A 16,305-nucleotide genomic window follows, 5' to 3' on the forward strand; every position below is an offset into this window, starting at 1 on the left:
CATCAAACCTCGGCAGCTTCTTTAGTGGAGAACGCCAACAGTGTTGCGCCACCGTCAACTAGTTCACCGGGATTGAAAAAGAACTCTTCCACTGCACCATCGTGCGGGGCAATGATGCTGTGCTCCATTTTCATCGCTTCCATAACTAGTATAGGCTCCCCTTTTTTGACCAACACACCCTTTTCGACCAAATGCGCCACTATGGTTCCGTTCATCGGGGCACTGAAATTAGCGTCGCCATTATCATCGTTATCATCACCAAGAGATGCTGAGATTAGGCTGAACTTAGCATGGGTGTCTTTGTTGAAGAGTGTAAACACGCCATCATTATCTGAATACGTAAATGTTGATTTGTACCCATTAATTGTTGCATGCAAAGCACTATCTACCAGCTTGCCTTTAACGTTATAGGAATTGTCTCCAACAGATAGCTCCCAAGCATCTTCAGTTCCGTGACGCTGGTGTTTGACCCCAACATGCACTTCTTCTTGGTTGCAAAGCAAGGTGAGAATTTCTGTATGATTTGCGTTAGCGCGCCACGCACCGACGGTTGACCAAACAGATGGGGTTTTATCGCTTCTAGAAACTTTTCTATTTAAAAGTGAAAGCAATGCCATCACAGGAATATTTACTTGGGTGTCATCGCTAGCTGCATCCTCACTTGTCGCGCTAAACAACGAATCATGGTGTTTCTCCACAAACGTAGTTGTAAGCTCAGCGGCAACGAACGCAGGGTGTGTTGCGACACGCTTTAAGAAGTCGATGTTTGTGCTTACACCGTCAATATAGTAGTCACCCAATGCACTAATTAAGCGTTTGAGCGCTATCTCACGGTTCTCTCCCCAAACCACAAGCTTGGCAATCATTGGGTCGTAAAAAACGCTTACCTCATCACCTTCAACGACACCTGTGTCAACGCGAACTACGTCATTTTCTTTTGGTGTGCGTAACAGGCGCAGCGTGCCGGTAGAAGGTAGAAACTCGTTGTTTGGATCTTCAGCATAAATGCGCGCTTCGAATGCGTGTCCTGTTAAGGTGAGTTCATTTTGTTGTTTAGGAAGGGGCTTTCCTTCGGCAATAGTTAATTGCCAGTGAACCAAATCCTCACGGGTGATCATTTCTGTCACAGGATGCTCTACTTGCAAGCGTGTATTCATTTCCATGAAGTAAAATGAATCGTCTTCATCAAGTAAAAACTCAACCGTTCCCGCACCTACGTAGTTAATGGCTTTCGCCGCGAGTATCGCCGCTTCACCCATTTTTTCTCTCACTGACTGAGACATATTGGGGGCAGGGGCTTCTTCAATAATCTTTTGGTGTCGGCGTTGAACCGAACAATCACGTTCAAAAAGGTATACGCCGTTACCATGGGTGTCACAGAAAACTTGAATTTCAACATGACGAGGGCGCGTCAGGTACTTTTCAACCAGCATATGGTCGTCACCAAAGCTCGCCATAGATTCACGTTTGGCTGCATTTAATGCTTGAGAAAACTCTTTTTCACTCCACACTTGGCGCATGCCCTTACCGCCACCGCCAGCAGCGGCTTTTAATAGAACTGGGTATCCCATTTCATCGGCAGCGCCTTTTAATACCGCTTCACTTTGATCGTCGCCGTGATAGCCTGGAACCAAAGGAACACCAGCTTTTTCCATAATGTGTTTGGCGGCAGACTTAGAACCCATCGCTTCAATTGCAGATGCTGGTGGGCCTACAAAGATAATATTGTTTTTGGCGCATAGATTCGCAAACTCAGCATTTTCTGAGAGAAAGCCGTAGCCTGGGTGGATAGCGTCTACACCAAGCTCCTTTGCTTTTTCAATGATCAACTCGCCTCGTAAATAACTTTTCTTCGACGGAGATGGCCCTAGATAAACAGCTTCATCAGCCATTTGTACATGAAGGGCATTTTTGTCGGCGTCAGAGTAAACGGCGACTGTCTTTATACCTTGAGTGTTGGCTGTCTTTATAACGCGGCAAGCAATTTCACCACGGTTTGCAATTAGTAATTTATTTATCATTCTTAACCTCCACCCATGAAGCACTGCGCTTTTCTAAAAAGGCTGACAGACCTTCTTGACCTTCTTCAGATGTCCTAACTTGTGCGATAAGTTTGCTCGTCTTTGTGAGAAGCGCATCGTTAATCTCTTGCGTAGACACCCATTGCACTAAGTCTTTTGCTTTCGCCACTGCTTGGGGGCCGTTTTTCAGTATGTTTGATAAAATATTGTCGATAGTGCTATCGAGTTCGTCTTCTGTTACTGATTCGCTCAAAAGTCCGAGTCGTCTTGCTCTGCGCGCAGAAAATACTTCAGCGGTCTGGAAGTAGCGTCGGCATACTCGTGCGCCCATAGCTTCAACCACGTAAGGGCTGATGGTTGCTGGAATAAGGCCAATTTTAACTTCACTTAAGCAAAATTTACTGAGCTTGCTTCCAATAGCAATATCGCAACATGCAATTAAACCAACAGCACCGCCAAAAGCTGCACCTTGTACTCTTGCTATCGTGGGCTTCGGCATTTTATAAAGCGTCTGCAGCATGGTTGCTAATGCAAGTGCATCACTTTCATTTTGCGCTTCGGTATAACTGGCCATTTTTTTCATCCAGTTAAGATCGGCTCCTGCACTGAAACTTTTGCCTTCAGCTCTCAGGATTAGTGCCCTAACGCTTTTATCTTCCCCCGCTTTTTTAAAAACGCGAGTAAGCTCGTTTATCATTTCGTCGTCAAAGGCATTATGTTTTTCAGCTCTGTTTAAAGTAACAGTGGCAATGTTTCTTTCATCTACGCTGTAAATTACTGATTGTTCCATTACCTGCACTCCTACATTCTAAATATGCCAAATTGGGTGTCTTCGATAGGCTTGTTAAGCGCCGCTGAAAGCGATAGGCCAAGCACTAATCGAGTATCCGCTGGGTCAATAACGCCATCATCCCAAAGCCTTGCAGACGCATAGTATGGATGCCCTTGTTTTTCGTACGTATCGATAACAGGTTGTTTAAATGCCTTTTCTTCTTCTGCAGACCATGATTCGCCTGAGCGCTCTTTTTGGTCGCGCTTAACTTGAGCGAGAACGCCAGCAGCTTGTTCACCACCCATTACAGAAATTCGAGCGTTTGGCCACATGAAAAGGAAGCGTGGATCATAGGCTCTGCCGCACATGCCGTAGTTACCTGCACCGAAACTTCCGCCGATAAGCACTGTGAGCTTTGGTACATTCGCACATGCAACGGCGGTTACCATTTTTGCGCCGTGTTTTGCGATACCGCCATGCTCGTATTGCTTACCGACCATAAAGCCTGTGATGTTTTGCAAAAACACGAGAGGGATTTTTCGCATGGCGCATAGTTCGACAAAATGAGCACCTTTAAGCGCGCTTTCACCGAAAAGTATGCCGTTGTTAGCCACAATGCCTACGGGGAAACCGAAAATGCGCGCAAAACCACAAACCAAGGTTGTGCCGTAAAGCGGTTTGAACTCATCAAAGTCTGAGTCATCCACAACACGCGCAATGATTTCTCTTACATCGTATGTATGACGACTATCAGCAGGCACAATGCCGTAGATTTCTTTGGTGTCGTAGCGTGGAGGTTTTACCTCGGCCACATCTAGGCATTCTGGCTTCTTTCGGTTTAGTCTGGAGACAGCATTACGCGCTAATGAGAGTGCGTGGTGGTCGTTGTTGGCGAGATGGTCGGCAACGCCCGAAATTCGAGTATGAACGTCACCACCGCCAAGCTCTTCTGCGGTAACAACTTCACCTGTTGCAGCTTTAACAAGCGGTGGGCCGCCCAGAAAAATAGTCGCTTGTTCTTTAACGATAATGCTTTCATCAGCCATGGCGGGAACATAAGCACCACCAGCTGTACAGGAACCCATTACTACCGCAATTTGAGGAATATTCTTAGCAGACATATTCGCTTGATTAAAAAAGATGCGACCAAAGTGCTCTCTATCTGGGAATACATCATCTTGGCGAGGTAAGTTAGCGCCACCTGAATCTACTAAGTAAATACAAGGTAGGTTATTTTGCTCTGCGATAGTCTGAGCACGAAGGTGCTTTTTCACGGTAAGGGGGTAGTACGTCCCGCCTTTTACAGTAGCATCGTTAGCTACAATCATACACTCGATACCTGCAACGATACCGATACCGGCAACGACTCCGGCACAAGGTACATAGTCTTCGTAGACTTCCCATGCAGCCAGCTGGCCTATTTCTAGGAAAGGCGTGTCTGGGTCAATCAGTGCGTTGATTCGGTCGCGAGGTAGAAGTTTTCCTCGAGACACGTGGCGCTCCGCCGCTTTTTCACCGCCACCTTGGCAAATTTGTTCGATTTTTTCGAGGAGATCATTTACCTGAGCCTGCATGTGCTCGGCATTTGCGATAAATGTTTCAGATTTCGTATTTATACTTGAGCGAAGAACGGGCATAACCCCTCCTTGTGTTGGGCCTATGCGACCGGCTGTCGCGTTAGCCACTAGTTAGCAAGATGATTAGCGAGACACCCATGCTAAGCGCTTTCGCTGCGGTGGGTGTCTTTGCAATTCATTAGCCTATTAATAAAGTTCAGCTTTTCTAAATCTACTTAAAATGGAGTAGGGCGGGTGTCTTTCTAACTTCTATAACACAGGGAATGCCTAAGCTTTCCCTGTTTCAAACGAAGTTTGTTTCCACCCAGAACTCCGTATTACTTCGATTCGTTAAAAAGCTCGCGGCCTATAAGCATTCGGCGAATTTCAGACGTTCCTGCGCCAATTTCATAAAGCTTGGCATCACGTAATAATCGTCCCGTCGGGTATTCGTTGATGTAGCCATTACCGCCAAGTAGCTGAATAGCATCCAGCGCCATTTTGGTTGCTAGTTCCGCTGAATAAAGGATAGCGCCAGCGGCATCTTTTCGCGTTGTTTCACCGCGATCGCATGACTGTGCAACGGTGTAGACATACGCGCGTGCGGCATTCATTTGCGTGTACATGTCAGCTACTTTGCCTTGTACTAGCTGGAATTGACCAATTGATTGGCCAAACTGCTGACGGTCGTGAATGTAAGGTACTACGATATCCATGCACGATTGCATAATGCCTAGCGGGCCACCTGATAAAACAAGGCGCTCGTAATCTAGGCCGCTCATAAGTACGCGAACACCTTCGCCTTCTTTGCCAAGAATGTTCTCAGCTGGTACTTCGCAATCTTCGAAAACTAATTCACAGGTATTAGAAGAGCGCATACCTAGTTTGTCGAGTTTCTGTGCGCGGCTAAAGCCAGGGAAATCGCGCTCTACGATAAACGCTGTGATCCCTCTTGGCCCTGCGTTAGGGTCGGTCTTAGCGTAGATAACAAATGTATGTGCATCAGGACCGTTTGTGATCCACATCTTGTTGCCGTTAAGGATGTATTTGTCGCCGCGTTTTTCAGCCTTCAATTTCATGCTAACAACGTCCGAACCTGCATTAGGTTCACTCATTGCCAGTGCACCAATATGCTCACCGCTTACTAACTTAGGTAGGTACTTTTCACGCTGGGCATCATTACCGTTTTTAAAGATCTGGTTAACACAAAGATTCGAATGTGCGCCATAGCTCAAACCGATACCACCTGACGCGCGGCTAACTTCTTCCATTGCGATAGTATGCGCAAGGTAGCCCATATCAGAGCCACCATATTGCTCTGAAACTGTAACGCCCAATAGGCCCATATCGCCAAGTTTTGTCCACAATTGGTTTGGGAATTGGTTGTCTGCGTCTGCTTGTTCAGCAAGAGGAGCAATCTCATTTTGTGCAAATTGATAGACCTGATCACGTAACATCTCGATGTCTTCGCCAAGTCCAAAATTTAAAGTAGGGTAGGAGGTGTTCATGCGATATTTCCTCGTTTGAGTTCTGCGAGTTCTTCACGGCAACGTGCTTCAACATCATCCAGTTCAGTCATTAACATCTGGATGTCTTCTAGCTGCTGTTTAAGCACCGCTCTTTTCTGTTCAGTCATTTCGAGCATGGCTTCTAACTGAATAGCCGAATTGGGGTTGGTGTCGTACATGTCGAACAGTGTTTTGACTTCAGCAAGGGAAAATCCTAGTCGTTTTCCTCGCAAGATCAGCTTTAAGCGCACTCTATCTTTGTTCAGATAGACGCGATTTTGTCCCGTTCTTGACGGTGACATTAGGCCTTGTTCTTCGTAAAAACGAATTGAACGAGGAGTAATGTCAAACTCTCGAGCGAGTTCGCCTATTGCATATGTTGTTTCGTCGTCGTACTTGCTCATTACACGTACCTTGTATTTCAGCGCTGATTAACACCCTTGTTTTGACGTGGGTGTCATTGTAATTAAATTCTCTGTAGTAGGTTGGATGTCATTGCAATAGCACTATCGTTTTAAGGTAGATGGTTTTATATACCGCTATATTAAAACGTAGTGTTTGGTTGACACATACTTAGTACAGGTTTACGTTAACGTTAATTACATTTTACGTTAAGGTAAAGTAACATTTTGCTAACGTCAATTTTTCATGGTGAAGGCAAGACGTTGTAGCTGTTAGGGGTGTTTACTTTTGTATACATCTACGTAGCTTTCTTCACTTAACTCTATAATTTTAATGAATTTTAAGGGCACGGTTATGAGTAACGAATCAGTAGTTATTGTCGCGGCTAAGCGCACACCAATGGGTGGTTTCAACGGTAATTTATCTTCGCTTGCTGCGACCAAACTTGGAGAAGTTGCGATTAAAGCAGCCTGTGAAGAGATGGATGTCTCTGTAATTGATGAAGTCATCATGGGGTGTGTATTACCTGCTGGTCTTGGTCAATCTCCGGCGAGACAAGCGTCACTGGGGGCGGGGCTTCCGCTAAGTGCAGGTGTGACAACTATCAACAAAGTATGCGGGTCGGGCTTAAAAGCGGTAATGATGGCCCACGACTTAATTAAAGCAGGCAGTGCGACAGCAGTCGTGGCAGGCGGGATGGAAAGCATGAGTAATGCGCCATATATGTTGCCTAAAGCTAGAACGGGATATCGTATGGGTCATGGTCAAGTACTTGATCATATGATGTTAGACGGTCTGGAAAATGCCTATGACGGCAAAGCAATGGGCTGCTTCGCACAGGATACTGCTGATGAAGAAAATATTTCTCGCGGTGAAATGGATGAGTTTGCTCTAAGCTCGCTTTCCAAGGCACATGAAGCAATAAACAGCGGAACTTTCGTCGATGAAATAGTACCCGTGACAGTCTCTTCTCGTAAGGGCGATACCGTTGTTGATACCGATGAAGGCCCAGGTTCCGCTCGCCCAGAAAAAATTCCAACACTAAGACCGGCTTTCAAAAAAGACGGTACAGTCACGGCTGCTAACTCAAGCTCAATCTCTGATGGTGCAGCGGCACTGGTTGTAATGAGCGAAAGCAAAGCAAATGAACTTGGTCTAGCACCGCTTGCGCGCGTGGTTGCTCACGCTACAAATTCTATTGAACCTGAAAACTTCACCGTTGCGCCTGTTGGCGCTATGGAAAAAGTGCTGGATAAAGCAGGTTGGACGAAAGAAGAAGTCGATCTTTTCGAAATTAACGAAGCCTTCGCCATGGTAACCATGTTGGCTGTCAAGAAGCTTGGACTAGATGAAAGTAAAGTAAACGTAAAAGGCGGCGCTTGTGCATTGGGTCACCCCATTGGCGCCTCTGGTGCGCGCATTTTGGTAACACTACTTCACGCGCTAAAGCAACGCGGTGGTCGCAAAGGTATCGCATCTTTATGTATTGGTGGTGGTGAGGGTGTAGCGCTTGCCGTTGAAATGCTCTAAGCCGCTATAGCTATAGATGGCAAATATGTAAAATATTTAATCACGGAGCCTAATCACATTGATTTCGCTCTGTGGTTCAATATAAAGAAAAATACAAAAGCATGAAGACAGTGACTTACGTTATCAATTCTATAACCCTTGCGGTTGCGCTATCCACTTTAACGCTTGTTGCGAAAGTCCAAGCTGACTCATCGTTTTCAGTAAACTCGACTTACGCAGACACCCACGGTAACAATGGCACTCACTACGAGGAATCACGTTCTTTATCGAGTAATGAAGACAACCACGATGACTTAACTCTGTCTGCGCTTCACGAAATTCAATCAACCGTTGATGGTTCTGACGACGCTGTTTCGGAAGACACCCACACTAACGAAGAAAAAAAGACTTCGGATAACACCCATGCCAACAGTGAATCGTCAGCTATCTACCCCAAGAAAATAAGCCAGGTACCTTATTCAGCGTTGGGTGTCTTGCCAACAAGCGAAGCTGATGAACAATTCAGCTACGGCGATGACCTACTACAAACTATTTATACTTGGCATGGACGTTCGTCTACGAACGAAATGTACGCTGATAAAGCGTTAATATTTATTCACGGTGGGTGTTGGCTTAATGCCTACGGTTACGAACACGCGAAAGGGATGTACCATGCTTTAGCAGAGCTTGGGATGGGTGTCTACGTAACAGAGTATCGGCGCGTAGGTGATGAAGGTGGTGGCTGGCCCGGTAGTTTAGACGACGTGACACAAGCAATAAGTACAGCCTTAAAACGAATAGAGAACGAAGGGCGCTACACTAACATTTACATTGCGGGGCATTCTGCTGGTGGGCACTTAGCTTTGCTTGCTGCGCAACGCCTTTCTTCGTCATCCTTGAACTTATCGCGCGCAGACATAAAACGGATTATCGGGTTAGCGGCAATTACGGACATCCAGTCCTATGCCAAGGGCCATAACAGCTGCCAGTCGGCTACAGCGAAATTCATGAATGGAACGCCTGAAGATGTTCCAACCGCATATCAAAGGGCTACACCACGGCCAACCCATGGCAGTTTGCCAATTACACTACTCCAAGGCGATGCTGATAGTATTGTGCCAGCGCGCCACGCTGTATTATCTGGAACCAACCAAAAAATAATTAAAAATGGTGGCCATTTCGATTGGCTTCACCCTGAATCAACATCCTTTGATGCTTTACTTGAGGTTATTAGTGAACATGATGAATAAGGTTTTTTCAGCTGAACAACTTGATATTAAAGATCCACTCCGTGACAAGGCGCAGGCATTTTCGCTTCCCGCTAATACGGTCTATTTAGACGGCAATTCGCTAGGGCCTCTGCCTAAGGCAGCGAAACAGCGAGCTGACGAAGTTGTCAATGAACAGTGGGGAAAGGGGCTCATTACAAGCTGGAACAAGCATCAGTGGATCCATCTACCTCAAATAGTGGGTGATAAGATTGGCGGCCTGATTGGCGCTAAAAGTGGCCAAGTTATTTGTTGTGACTCCATTTCTATTAATCTGTTTAAAGTATTAAGTGCGGCGTTAAAAATGCACCCAAGTCGCAAGGTAATAGCGACTACCCGCGATAATTTTCCTACCGACATATACATGGTGCAAGGCCTGCTTGACTTACTCGGCAGCGATTACAGTATTCGCTATGTTGACGAAGCATGCATTGGGTCGCAGCTAACTGACGATATTGCCGTACTGATGCTGACACAGGTAAATTTCAGAAGTGGCAATAAACTCGATATGCAAATCATTACCGAGCAAGCCCACCAAAAGGGCATTTTAACTTTGTGGGATTTAGCGCACAGTGCTGGAGCATTTCCTGTCAGCTTAGACGCATGTAATGTGGACTTTGCAGTCGGCTGTACCTACAAATATCTAAATGGCGGCCCTGGTGCGCCAGCGTTTATCTATGTCGCTAAACGACATCAAGCACAGTATCAACAACCTTTGTCTGGTTGGATGGGGCACAGCTCGCCTTTCTCATTTTCTCCTGATTACGCTGGCGACAATTCCGTGAAGCAAAACTTGTGCGGTACGCCAGGAATTGTTGGAATGAGCATTTTAGATGCGGCATTAGACGTATTTGAAGATGTATCACTTAAAGCTATTGATGAAAAATCCAAAAAGCTACAGGCATTTTTCATCGCTGAAGCCAAGCGCGCAGGCCTTCTGGACAAGTTTTCCATTGTAAGCCCCAGCATCGATAATCGAGGTAGTCAGCTTGCTTTCGCGCACGACCACGCTTACGCCATTTGCCAAGCTTGGATCGCTGAGGGGGTGATTGCAGATTTCCGTGCACCAAATATTCTGCGAATAGGTTTTGCGCCACTGTATTTAAGCTTCGTCGATATTGAAAAAGCGGTGGCAAGCCTTACCGAAATTATGAATGAAAAGCGCTATGAAAACGATGAGTTTCAGCAAAGACAGAGCGTTACCTAGCTGAAAAGCCAGGGCAAGATCGTACTTTTGTTAAATTACTCTGATATCTGATCGATTTAATTCGTTATATTTATCATCATTAGTGTGATCAAATAGTTTTTTTGATGACACGAGTTAATTATGAGTTTTCTAAGCCATTTTTCAGAAGTTACCGATCCCCGCACGCAAATTAATGTTCAACATGACTTTATTGATGTGATATTTCTGACTGTGAGTGCAGTCCTTTCTGGAGCAGAGGGTTGGAGCGATATAGAAGTGTTTGGTCGAGATAAACTTGATTGGTTGCGCCAATACCGTCCCTTTGAAAACGGCATTCCTGTTGACGATACCATTGCCCGAATTGTCCGAGTAATATGCCCTGAACAATTAAATAAAGCCTTTATGAATTGGGTGAATGAAGTGCGTGTTGAAACGGGTAAGCCTCAAATTGCCATCGACGGTAAGACACTTCGTCATTCCTACGATGGCGATAAGCAAACGGCATTACATAGCATTACCGCCTGGAGCAAAGATGCAGGTTTAGTGCTTGCGCAACTGAAGTCATCGGGCAAGAAAAATGAGAATGCTTCGGTATTGGATCTACTCGACACGCTTAATATTAAAGGCGCTCTTATCAGTGCAGATGCCATGAACTCTCAGAAAAAGATAGTCGAGAAAATCTGCTCGGAGAACGCAGATTATGTGCTCTGCATCAAAAACAACCACAAACAACTACGCGATGAAATTGCCGCCTATTTCCATAAGGTAGAGAGGGATAATCCCGCTTGGATTGCCTGTAATGAACAGACTGATTCTGGCCATGGACGAATTGAAGTACGCAGGTGCCAGCAACTAAGAGTCAGTGAGTGGATAAGTGAAGCACAGCACTGGAAAGGTATACGCAGTGTTATCAAAATAGAGCGAGAGCGCCACCTTAAAGACAAAGAGGTGAGCACTGAAACGCAATATTACATCAGTTCACTGGATATTGACCCCGCTGCGGTCAACCAGGCTATCCGAGCACACTGGGAAGTCGAAAATAAAGTCCACTGGGTGTTAGACGTGACGTTTAAAGAAGATGATAGCCGAATACGCAAAGAGGACGGAGCGGAAAATGTCGGAGTGATTAGGCGGTTTTGTTTGAATATAGCTCGTTTACACCCCAAGAAAGCCAGCATGAGAAGCAAACTCAAAATGGCTGGCTGGGCCGATGAATTCAGAGCAGAGCTTATTTTTGGGTAAAAGTATGCGGTTGCCCTGGCTGAAAAGCGAGATTATCAGCTAAATAATTGCAATTTTTGAATTTACGCTTAATACTTCGCGGTTGTCATCGATATCTTCACATGTTTTGGGTGTGCAGTTGAAAAAAATAAGAAAATATCTGCTTTGTACCATGTTGTTTGTAGGAGCGAGTTGTTTTAGCGCGCTCCTACAAGCAGAAGCTGGTCAAAAGGCGGCATCTGAACAATCTAATAATGTAACGTACTGTATAGATCCTAACTGGGCGCCTTACGAAGCAATCAGAAACGGCATCCATGTGGGGATTTCTGCCCAATATATGCAGCTTATTGCTGAAATATCTGAGTTAACGTTTACCCTAGTGCCCACTGAGAGCTGGCAACAGAGCCTAGAGTACGTTCAGCAGGGGAAGTGCCAAGTTATCCCCATGCTAAATACTTCCGACTATCGAAAGCAGTTCCTCGACTTTAGTGTGCCGTATTTTGAAGCGCCCAATGTGCTGGTGGCTAAGTCTGGAATGCCAATGATACAAGGCTACGCTGGAGTGGGAAATCGAGTAGTAGGGATTGTTCAGGGTTATCGCCAAGTTGAATATATTTCACGACACTATCCGGGGTTACGTTTAAAGCTTATTCCGTCTGAAGAAGAAGGGCTAAAGCAGCTGGCGAATGATGAGTTTGATGTAATGGTGGGCTCATTAATGAGCGTGAATATGCACATCAATAATTTGAAGCTGAAAGACCTCAATATTGTTGGTTACGCCGAGCCCTTCGACTCATTAGCTTTTGGTGTGAACAAAACCTATGGCCACCTGGTGGACAAGCTTAACTTTGCCATTGAGCGTATTCCAGAAACGCGAAAGGTAGAAATTTATAAGCAGTGGAATAATGTCCAAGTTCGCTATAGTCGTAACTATGTCGTTATGGTTTTGAGCACCGCAATTGTCATTTTAGTTTTCTTGCTTTTTATTTTTAGAAATAGAAACGTTAGCGGCTACAAGCGTATTATTAACCAGAAAAACGAGGAAATAGGTGCGTTACAAGCAACCTTGTTAGAAAAGAACAAGACCCTTGCTTTTTTGTCTGCTCACGACACGGTAACGGGGCTATATAACCGCAATCATATGATCCAGCGAGCGGAAGAAGAAATCTCACGTTTCCATCGATTTCACACTACGGCTTCGTTAATTGTTATCGAACTAACCCCTGTAAGCGATGACAGAGATTCAATTGAGCCCTCGGCTAAAGAAGAGGCGCTAAAAGCCGTGGCAACGAATTGTCTAAATACCGTTCGAGAAGTCGATGTTGTTTCGCGTTTTAGCGGTGAACAGTTTATTATCTTGTGCCCTCAAACCGAGTTAAACGCAGCTAAAAATCTTGCAGACAGATTGTTAGACTGCATTTCTACCCATCACTCGCTTGTCGAGAGCTTTAAAACGGCCATGGGTTTATCTGAGCTCAGGGAGTCTGAGGAATTCACAGAGTGGTTTGAACGCACCATGAAGGCACTGTACCAGTCAAAGCGCCAAGGGTATGGCAACGTAACTGTAGCACAGTAACTTCAGTGAACTAGTTAGGTCAAATTAAAGGGTCGTAGTGCCATTGGTGCGAATCGTAACGAATTTGCGCCCTGTCGTATTCTCGCTCAGAACGCCAGTTACGGTTATTAAGCTTCGCCGATACTCCGGGATAAAGACGTTTGTTTGCGATAAGTTTTATATCTGACTGGTAGTTTTCTTTTGCTGCTTTGACGTCGTTGGCTTTGTTTTCAAGCCACTCCAGCAATGCGCTCTCATTGTTAAAAAGCTCTAACGCTTCAGCTACTTTACGTTGAAGCTCTTTAGGCACTTTCTTACCTTGAATAAGGTTAATCTTTTCTTTGTGTTTTAGATTGTTTTCGCGAATTTGCTTCAACAATTCATCTAAAGAGTCTTTGCGCTCTAACAATTGGTTAAAGCCTGGGCTAAAATCAACTTTCAACGTACTGCCAGATACAGCGCCTAAAGTGCCAGCTTCAACGCGATCTTGGCTGATAATGTCACAAGCAAATAGATTTCCCATGGGCTTATCAATTTGTCCAACTATGACTGCGCCGCCGCAACGCAGGCGGCTATACGCCAACTGACGACCAACAGTAATATTACCGCTACATTGAATATCAATGCCTTGACCGTGTTGAACGTGGATACTGCCGGCTGCGACTAGTTGGCATTGGAATTCACCTTGAGTATCGTTAACTTTACCCATCGCGCCTTCGGTAATGATGATGTCGCCGCCAGACTCGATATACGCCGACTCCACAAAGCCGTTAATGGTTACATCTCCAGCGGCCTTGATTTGCATTTTCTCTGTAACATCGCCGTTTACCAATACTGCACCTTCGTAATTCACGTGCCCAGAGCCAACGTTCACGCCGCTACAAATGAAGGTATCGTCAATGTTCATTATCTGGTCTCGGTATTTCGGCATACCAGAAATTGCAGACATTAATAAATTGGCGTCGCTGTCGGACACCACGGTGCCGCTGCCCATTTTAAAGTTAACCCATTCGCCCGCAACGGCTGGAATTTTATTCCCTTTGATATCGAAGCCAGAACGGCCCTGAGTTGGCTCGGTTCTTCTCAGCACAGGCGTGTTCACTTTAACGCAAATTACTTCGCCTAAATTACGCATGTCCACGCGCTCGCCATCACCCGTCTGGGGTTTTAACACCCTTTCAAGTGCGTTTGGTACCAGGGGAATAAACTTTGAGTTTTTGCCATTTCTAGCTGGTAGGCCCTTCGCGACAATTTGTTCTAGTACTGTGCCTGGAGGAGACTGCCTTGCTTGGGTAAGCATAGATTCAATGGTTTTGGTGCTTAAGCCACGAATGATTCTGTTTTTTACTGCTAGAGATTTAACGGTACTTAATGAGGGAAGTTTACCGCCATAGGGTGTGGTCAGCACAAGGTTCGCCTGCATCCCATCCTCGGGAATGCGAAATTCAATTTCAGCATTTTTGCGCTCGCCAATGCGTTCCTGAACGACAGTGCTATCACCCGTCTTGAAATAATGATTAGCTGTATCACAGGCCGACTTTAACGCTTTTTCAGAAACATACAGTCGCTTAGTTTCTCCGCTCTCTAGTTGCTTTCTTATTTCCCTACTATCAACTTCTGACGTGAAATCAGAAGGATTTAACTGTAAGTTAATGTAGGTTCTTGATTTGTCGAAGCTTATTGTTACGCCATTCATAACTTCTTTATTCCCTTGCGCACGTGTATTCTTTTTATCGGCGGCATCTATCGATTACTTGACGTTGACTTGTTCTCGGCCTGTCTATTTTTTTCATTTACTAATTTAAGGCGTTCTAAAACGCCCGTCAAAGGTTTTCGGCATATTGGTAAAGTGCGCGTAAAATGGCCTGCTTCTCAGGATTGTCGCTGTGTTCATGCGCCAGTGATTCCAACCGCATCATATAGTTTTCTAATGTGATTGAGCCGTGAAAAGCTGAATCAGTCAAGCGAGCTTGGCGATGATGCTGCCACCTGGTCATTTCATCTGCAGTCAGTGTATTAGGATAATTTCTAGCGCGGTATCGAAATAGCTGCTTTCTGAGCCCTTCGTGCTGTGTTTTTTCACTCAGAGTGGCTAAATCATCGGGCTGTGCTTCAATTACACGCTCACACCACCTTCTGTCTTCGTCATTAAGAAACCCACCACTATATAGCGCGTGATCTATATCCAGTTCACCACTTTGAATGTCGTCATCATAGACATCTACGATTTTAGTGGCCAGTTCGGGCATACTGGCAAGTACTTTGTAATTGTCTAAGCAGCGCTCGCGATCCAGTCCTAGTCGTGCGGCATTGTCTTCTGTCATTGCTTTAGCTGTGGTAATAAATGGCGAGCGGTTGACGTGAATGAGCTTAAGCCCTGGTCTTTCTAACGCATCGTCAAATGTATCTGACGGGGCATAAAGCGCCTGTCTAATCTCTTCTGGTGTGTCATTCACTAAACTGTCAATGTCATGCGATAAATCAATAGCGATAAATGCATTGTTGTTGGTTGGGTGCTTTGCCACAGGCATAACCCAAGTACAACAGCCTTGAGAGGCTGGGAGTTTAGACGAGATATGAAGCAATACCGATGGTTTAGTGAGATCAATTTGCTGCATAACTGTGTGTTTACTGCGTAACGACAGCGCATAATCGAAAAGGCGAGGCTGCTTTTCTTTTATCAGTTTAGCAAGGGCTATTGTGGCGTAGACGTCACTCAAAGCATCGTGAGCGTTTTCGTGGCCAATGTTATTAGCAGCAGTTAACGCCTCAAGTTTAAAGCTTGGTGCACCATCTTCTCGGCGTGGCCAATTAATACCATCGGGTCTCAGTGCATAGCACGCTCGCGCTAAATCGATTATATCCCAACGGCTATTGCCATTTCGCCATTCACGTGAATATGGGTCGTAAAAGTTTCTATAAAACAGGTAGCGGGAAACCTCATCGTCGAATCGGATACTATTAAAGCCCACACTACAGGTATTTGGCGTCGACATTTCCTGATAAATTCGCGCGGCGAAATCAGCTTCGTTAGAACCGTCGCGAATGGTTTGCTGCGGTGTTATGCCGGTCACCAAACACGCTTCTGGATGTGGTAAATAATCATTCGCAATGGCGCTCATGATATTTATGGGTTTACCAATCACATTTAAATCCATATCAGTTCTTACTGCAGCGAATTGGCAGGGGAGATCTTTTTGTGGGCTGGTGCCAAAGGTTTCAAAATCGTGCCACAAAAATGTAGGTGCGTGCATAACCACTATTGCGATGTTAGAGAAATATTGATGGCAGTGTACACCGCGAGAAA

General features: G+C 45.3%; 12 protein-coding genes. 5 read left to right on the forward strand and 7 right to left on the reverse strand.

Annotation, left to right across the window (positions count from 1 at the left end):
- Positions 1-2: 2 nt before the first annotated feature.
- From MHM99_RS11235 to MHM99_RS11255, 5 genes are all read right to left on the reverse strand, one after another.
- Positions 3-2,021, reverse strand: a complete 2,019-nt coding sequence (locus tag MHM99_RS11235; RefSeq protein WP_239219358.1) for an acetyl/propionyl/methylcrotonyl-CoA carboxylase subunit alpha — start codon at positions 2,019-2,021, stop codon at positions 3-5.
- On the reverse strand, positions 2,011-2,811 hold the full coding sequence (locus MHM99_RS11240; protein WP_014949158.1) for an enoyl-CoA hydratase/isomerase family protein: 801 nt from the start codon (positions 2,809-2,811) through the stop codon (positions 2,011-2,013). The genes MHM99_RS11235 and MHM99_RS11240 overlap by 11 nt, the downstream gene beginning before the upstream one ends.
- An 11-nt stretch (positions 2,812-2,822) precedes the next feature.
- Positions 2,823-4,430: a carboxyl transferase domain-containing protein gene (locus MHM99_RS11245; RefSeq protein ID WP_014949159.1), complete on the reverse strand. Its 1,608-nt coding sequence runs from the start codon at positions 4,428-4,430 to the stop codon at positions 2,823-2,825.
- Between the two features lie 257 nt (positions 4,431-4,687).
- Positions 4,688-5,857: an isovaleryl-CoA dehydrogenase gene (locus MHM99_RS11250; protein WP_014949160.1), complete on the reverse strand. Its 1,170-nt coding sequence runs from the start codon at positions 5,855-5,857 to the stop codon at positions 4,688-4,690.
- Positions 5,854-6,261 (reverse strand): MerR family DNA-binding transcriptional regulator, encoded by a 408-nt coding sequence (locus MHM99_RS11255; RefSeq protein ID WP_014949161.1) that lies wholly within the window; start codon positions 6,259-6,261, stop codon positions 5,854-5,856. The genes MHM99_RS11250 and MHM99_RS11255 overlap by 4 nt, the downstream gene beginning before the upstream one ends.
- Before the next feature lie 352 nt (positions 6,262-6,613).
- On the opposite strand from MHM99_RS11255, the gene MHM99_RS11260 reads away from it, so the two are divergent.
- From MHM99_RS11260 to MHM99_RS11280, 5 genes are all read left to right on the forward strand, one after another.
- A complete protein-coding gene (locus MHM99_RS11260) occupies positions 6,614-7,789 on the forward strand; it encodes an acetyl-CoA C-acyltransferase (protein WP_014949162.1) in 1,176 nt (391 codons plus the stop codon).
- A gap of 101 nt (positions 7,790-7,890) precedes the next feature.
- On the forward strand, positions 7,891-9,018 hold the full coding sequence (locus MHM99_RS11265; protein ID WP_156086277.1) for an alpha/beta hydrolase: 1,128 nt from the start codon (positions 7,891-7,893) through the stop codon (positions 9,016-9,018).
- A complete protein-coding gene (gene kynU, locus MHM99_RS11270; RefSeq protein WP_156086278.1) occupies positions 9,008-10,243 on the forward strand; it encodes a kynureninase in 1,236 nt (411 codons plus the stop codon). Before MHM99_RS11265 ends, kynU begins: the two co-directional genes overlap by 11 nt.
- 120 nt (positions 10,244-10,363) lie before the next feature.
- Positions 10,364-11,464 carry an ISAs1 family transposase gene (locus tag MHM99_RS11275; protein ID WP_239219360.1) on the forward strand — a complete coding sequence of 367 codons (1,101 nt, stop codon included), beginning with the start codon at positions 10,364-10,366 and terminating at the stop codon, positions 11,462-11,464.
- A 151-nt stretch (positions 11,465-11,615) separates the two neighbouring features.
- Positions 11,616-13,019: a transporter substrate-binding domain-containing protein gene (locus MHM99_RS11280; RefSeq protein WP_156087332.1), complete on the forward strand. Its 1,404-nt coding sequence runs from the start codon at positions 11,616-11,618 to the stop codon at positions 13,017-13,019.
- A 19-nt stretch (positions 13,020-13,038) separates the two neighbouring features.
- Here MHM99_RS11280 and MHM99_RS11285 read toward each other — a convergent pair whose 3' ends face one another.
- On the reverse strand, positions 13,039-14,694 hold the full coding sequence (locus MHM99_RS11285; RefSeq protein WP_014976276.1) for a FapA family protein: 1,656 nt from the start codon (positions 14,692-14,694) through the stop codon (positions 13,039-13,041).
- A 127-nt stretch (positions 14,695-14,821) separates the two neighbouring features.
- Positions 14,822-16,252 (reverse strand): exodeoxyribonuclease I, encoded by a 1,431-nt coding sequence (gene sbcB / locus MHM99_RS11290; protein ID WP_239219362.1) that lies wholly within the window; start codon positions 16,250-16,252, stop codon positions 14,822-14,824.
- Positions 16,253-16,305: the final 53 nt, after the last annotated feature.

It is taken from the genome of Alteromonas sp. MmMcT2-2 (genome assembly GCF_022348305.1).
GTDB lineage: Bacteria > Pseudomonadota > Gammaproteobacteria > Enterobacterales > Alteromonadaceae > Alteromonas > Alteromonas macleodii.

Coding starts and splice junctions, on each gene's coding strand:
- MHM99_RS11235 (WP_239219358.1), bottom strand. CDS start 2,021: ATGATAAATAAATTACTAATTGCAAACCGTGGTGAAATTGCTTGCCGC.
- MHM99_RS11240 (WP_014949158.1), bottom strand. CDS start 2,811: ATGGAACAATCAGTAATTTACAGCGTAGATGAAAGAAACATTGCCACT.
- MHM99_RS11245 (WP_014949159.1), bottom strand. CDS start 4,430: ATGCCCGTTCTTCGCTCAAGTATAAATACGAAATCTGAAACATTTATC.
- MHM99_RS11250 (WP_014949160.1), bottom strand. CDS start 5,857: ATGAACACCTCCTACCCTACTTTAAATTTTGGACTTGGCGAAGACATC.
- MHM99_RS11255 (WP_014949161.1), bottom strand. CDS start 6,261: ATGAGCAAGTACGACGACGAAACAACATATGCAATAGGCGAACTCGCT.
- MHM99_RS11260 (WP_014949162.1), top strand. CDS start 6,614: ATGAGTAACGAATCAGTAGTTATTGTCGCGGCTAAGCGCACACCAATG.
- MHM99_RS11265 (WP_156086277.1), top strand. CDS start 7,891: ATGAAGACAGTGACTTACGTTATCAATTCTATAACCCTTGCGGTTGCG.
- kynU (WP_156086278.1), top strand. CDS start 9,008: ATGATGAATAAGGTTTTTTCAGCTGAACAACTTGATATTAAAGATCCA.
- MHM99_RS11275 (WP_239219360.1), top strand. CDS start 10,364: ATGAGTTTTCTAAGCCATTTTTCAGAAGTTACCGATCCCCGCACGCAA.
- MHM99_RS11280 (WP_156087332.1), top strand. CDS start 11,616: ATGTTGTTTGTAGGAGCGAGTTGTTTTAGCGCGCTCCTACAAGCAGAA.
- MHM99_RS11285 (WP_014976276.1), bottom strand. CDS start 14,694: ATGAATGGCGTAACAATAAGCTTCGACAAATCAAGAACCTACATTAAC.
- sbcB (WP_239219362.1), bottom strand. CDS start 16,252: ATGCACGCACCTACATTTTTGTGGCACGATTTTGAAACCTTTGGCACC.